At 63.1% G+C, this 4,055-nt stretch carries 3 protein-coding genes and 2 pseudogenes; 4 read left to right on the plus strand and 1 reads right to left on the minus strand.

From position 1 onward, the window contains the following. On the minus strand, positions 1–252 hold a 252-nt coding region (locus tag JCM25156_RS23380), incomplete at its 3' end, for a hypothetical protein (RefSeq protein ID WP_034959297.1). A gap of 153 nt (positions 253–405) precedes the next feature. Here JCM25156_RS23380 and JCM25156_RS23385 point away from each other — a divergent pair. From JCM25156_RS23385 to JCM25156_RS23395, 4 genes and pseudogenes are all read left to right on the plus strand, one after another. Next, positions 406–1,700: pseudogene (locus tag JCM25156_RS23385) on the plus strand (DUF445 domain-containing protein). A gap of 122 nt (positions 1,701–1,822) precedes the next feature. Continuing rightward, positions 1,823–2,283, plus strand: a pseudogene (locus tag JCM25156_RS23390) (SUF system Fe-S cluster assembly regulator). 22 nt (positions 2,284–2,305) lie between these two features. Then, on the plus strand, positions 2,306–3,796 hold the full coding sequence (gene sufB / locus JCM25156_RS10325; RefSeq protein WP_025813024.1) for a Fe-S cluster assembly protein SufB: 1,491 nt from the start codon (positions 2,306–2,308) through the stop codon (positions 3,794–3,796). 15 nt (positions 3,797–3,811) lie between these two features. Further along, positions 3,812–4,055 (plus strand): ATP-binding cassette domain-containing protein (locus tag JCM25156_RS23395; RefSeq protein ID WP_034959299.1); only part of this gene is annotated, 244 nt, incomplete at its 3' end.

The raw sequence follows: 4,055 nt of genomic DNA on the forward strand, positions 1-4,055 counted from the left end.
CACGGCTGTTTCGTCCGGGCCGTCGAGATAGGTGGCGATATGGTGCGCGCGCCCGGCGAACGCCCTGTCACGCAGCAGGCGTACGATATCCTCGACCTGATCCATCGGCAGGGCGCCGCAGCCCATCTGCCGGCCGATCTGGCGCGCCAGCGCCATGACGGGGCTGCCGGATGCAGTCTCGTCATGGCTGGCTATCAGTCGCTCGGCCTGCTGGAGCAGATCGGACACATTCCGCGCGGCGGCATCGGTCATCGTGTAGTCCCGTTGTAAAATTTCGTCATGGCCCTTTCCAAATCACATGTTCAGGTGCGGGCCGCAATGTCTGGTGTATCATATTCACGGCTATTTGGGGTGGGGGGCGAGTGTTGCTTGGGCTGGAGGCAAGACGATGGTATCACTGATGTCATGAACGGTATTGCACAGTCGGATCAGGATGCGCGGCAGGTCCTGCTGCGTTACAAACGCTCCGCGACCGGCTTGCTGGGAGGCATGGCGGTACTGACGGTGGCGGGCTACGCCCTGCCGCAGATGGGCTGGCTGGCGGACCGGCCGTGGCTGGAAATCCTGCGTTCGGGCACCAAGGCGGGCGTCGTGGGCGGGCTGGCAGACTGGTTCGCCGTCACTGCCCTGTTCCGCAGGCCGATGGGCCTGCCGATTCCGCATACCGCCATCCTGCCCGCGCAGAAGGAACGGCTGGCGCAGGCGCTGGGGCGGTTCGTCTCCACCAACGTCTTTACGGAAAAGGAGGTGTCGGCCGCCTTCGCCCGCATCGACCTGCCCTCCATCTTCGCCAACATCCTGCAGGAGCCGGAAACGGCGGAAATGGTCAACCGCGCGGTGCTGGGCTCCGTGCCGCACGTGCTGGACCGGCTGGAGGACGGGCGGGCGAGTCTCGCCATCGCCCGGATGCTGCCCGTCCTGCTGGGGGGGGAGGAGATCGCGCCGGTCGTGACCCGCAGCTGCGCGCGATGGTGGAGGGGGACTGCCACCAGGAAGTGCTGTCCTTCCTGCTCGTGCGGCTGAAGGAAGGGCTCAAGGCCAAGGAACCGGCCCTGCGCGCGATGATCGAGGACCGCGTGCGCGAACAGGGCGGCCGCATGCTGGGCTGGGCCATTGGCGGTTCGATCGCCACCAAGGTGCTGCTGGCGGCCAGTCAGGAACTCGACCGCATCGACCCCGAAAATTCGGAACTGCGCGAGGGATTCACCACCTGGGTCCGCTCCGAGATCGACCGTATCGAACAGGACAGCGAACGCAGGCGCGAGATTACCGACGCCGTGATGGGCGTGCTGACGCATGACAGCGTGCGTGGATGGAGCGGGGAGGTCTGGCGCCGCCTGCGCCGCATGATCGAGGAAGACATGCGCAAGGGGGAGACGAGCTGGGCCGCCTCCATCGTGCGTGACGCGCTGCACCGCCTGTCCGAGCAGATGTATCACGACGCCACCATGCGCAAGCGCATCAATGACGGCGCGCGCGGCATGATCATGGGGAGCCTGCCCTTCCTGCGTGAGCGGATGTCGCGTTTTATTTACTCGGTGGTGAACGGATGGGACGCGGACAGCCTGAGCAACAGGCTGGAACTGAGGGTAGGCAAGGATCTCCAGTATATCCGGCTGAATGGAACACTGGTTGGTTTTCTGGCCGGTTGCGGCCTGTCCGTGCTATTACAGCTCATATTCGGAACCGGGATCGGGTAGGGTATGCCGGGATCTTACGATAGGACTTGACGGCGAAGCTCAGGTAGCCCATCTGGAGACTTCAGGAAACAGTACTGTTTCGGTCCAATTAACAGCCCGGGCCAGACGTACGGGAGAACGGAATGCTGAAACTGTCGAAACTGACCGATTATGCCGTGGTGGCTCTGGTCCGGCTGGGGCAGAAGGAAGGGGTTACGACCTCGCCTGTCCTCTCCCGTTCGACGGGCATTCCTGAACCGACGGTGGCAAGGTGCTCAAGATTCTGGCGACACAGGGTGTCGTGATCTCGCAGCGCGGCGCGCGCGGCGGCTACAGGCTGGCCGCCCCGCTGGAGGAGATTTCGATCGCGACCGTGATCCAGGCCATCGATGGCCCGATCTCGCTCACCACCTGCGTGGATGGCGGGGATTGCGACGCCCGTTCCACCTGCGGGCTGGGGGAGCAGTGGGATGTGGTCAATTCCGCTATCCGCAACGCGCTGTCCACCATCACGCTGGCGGATATGAAGAACCATACCGTAACCGACAGGCTGGAAACCATGAGCGCGCCATCCATGTTCATCCCGCGCGAAGCCACGGCCTGAACAGGGGAGTAAGGAGAGAGCCATGCCGGCAGTAGCTGAAACCCGCAAGACGGTCGAAACCCTGGGGCAGAATACCTATAAATGGGGATTCGAGACCGATATCGAGATGGATATCGCGCCCAAGGGCCTGAACGAGGATACGATCCGTCTGATTTCCAGCCGCAAGCAGGAACCCCAGTGGCTGCTGGAATGGCGGCTCAAGGCCTATCGGTCCTGGCTGGAAATGCGTGAGCCGACATGGGCCAAGGTCCATCATCCCCCCATTGATTACCAGGACGTGCATTACTACGCCGCGCCCCGCAGCAAGCCCGGCCCCAAATCGCTGGACGAGGTTGATCCCGAACTGCTGCGCACGTACGAAAAGCTCGGCATCCCGCTGCACGAGCAGGCGATGCTGGCGGGCGTGGAACTGCCGGAGGGGCAGGAAGCCCGGCCGCCCGTCGCGGTTGACGCGGTGTTCGACAGCGTTTCGGTGGCCACCACCTTCCGCAAGACATTGCAGGAAGCGGGCGTGATCTTCTGCCCGATTTCGGAGGCCGTGCGCGACCATCCCGATCTGGTGCGCAAGTATCTGGGTAGCGTGGTGCCGGTGACGGACAATTTCTATGCCGCCCTGAATGCGGCGGTCTTTACCGACGGCTCGTTCGTGTACGTGCCAAAGGGCGTGCGCTGCCCGATGGAACTATCCACCTATTTCCGCATCAACGCGCGCAATACCGGGCAGTTCGAGCGCACGCTGATCGTGGTGGAAGACGGGGCCTCCGTCTCCTATCTGGAGGGCTGCACCGCGCCGATGCGCGATGAAAACCAGCTTCATGCCGCCGTGGTCGAACTTGTGGCGATGGAGGATGCCTCCATCAAGTATTCCACGGTGCAGAACTGGTACCCCGGTGATGAGAACGGGCGCGGCGGCATTTACAATTTCGTGACCAAGCGCGGGGCCTGCCGGGGCGCGCGCTCCAAGATTTCGTGGACGCAGGTGGAAACCGGCTCGGCCATTACCTGGAAATATCCGTCGTGCATCCTGCAGGGCGAGGGATCGGTGGGTGAGTTCTATTCCGTCGCGGTCACCAACAACCACCAGCAGGCCGATACGGGCACCAAGATGATCCATATCGGGCGCAACACGCGCTCGACCATCATCGCCAAGACCATCAGCGCCGGTCATTCCGACAGTACCTATCGCGGGCTGGTGCGCATGATGCCCAAGGCGTCGGGCAGCCGCAACTTCACCCAGTGCGACAGCCTGCTGATCGGTGACCAGTGCGGGGCGCATACGGTGCCTTATATCGAAAGCCGCAACATGTCCGCGCGCGTGGAGCATGAGGCGACGACCTCCAAGATATCGGAAGACCAGCTGTTCTATTGTCGCCAGCGCGGCCTGTCGGAAGAAGACGCGGTGGGCCTGATCGTGAATGGCTTCTGCAAGGACGTTCTCAAGGAACTGCCGATGGAATTCGCCGTGGAGGCGCAGAAGCTCCTGCAGATCAGCCTTGAAGGCAGCGTGGGCTAACAGGGATTGGGAAACGTGAGCAAGCAATTCGTAAGCATTGATGGCCTGTGCGCCCGTATTTCGGACGGTGGGACACACAAGGAAATCCTGCGCGGCGTCGACCTGCAGATCCCGGCGGGCGAGGTCCACGCGATCATGGGGCCGAACGGTTCGGGCAAATCGACCCTGTCCTATGTCCTGGCCGGGCGGGAGGATTATGAGGTCACGGGCGGCGGCGCCACCTTCAGGGGGCAGGACCTGCTGGCGCTGGAGCCGAAGA

The sequence above is a fragment of the Komagataeibacter kakiaceti JCM 25156 genome, from assembly GCF_000613305.1.

What these genes read in the sequence shown, in the direction of transcription:
- sufB (WP_025813024.1), top strand. Translation starts at nt 2,306, where the DNA reads ATGCCGGCAGTAGCTGAAACCCGCAAGACGGTCGAAACCCTGGGGCAG.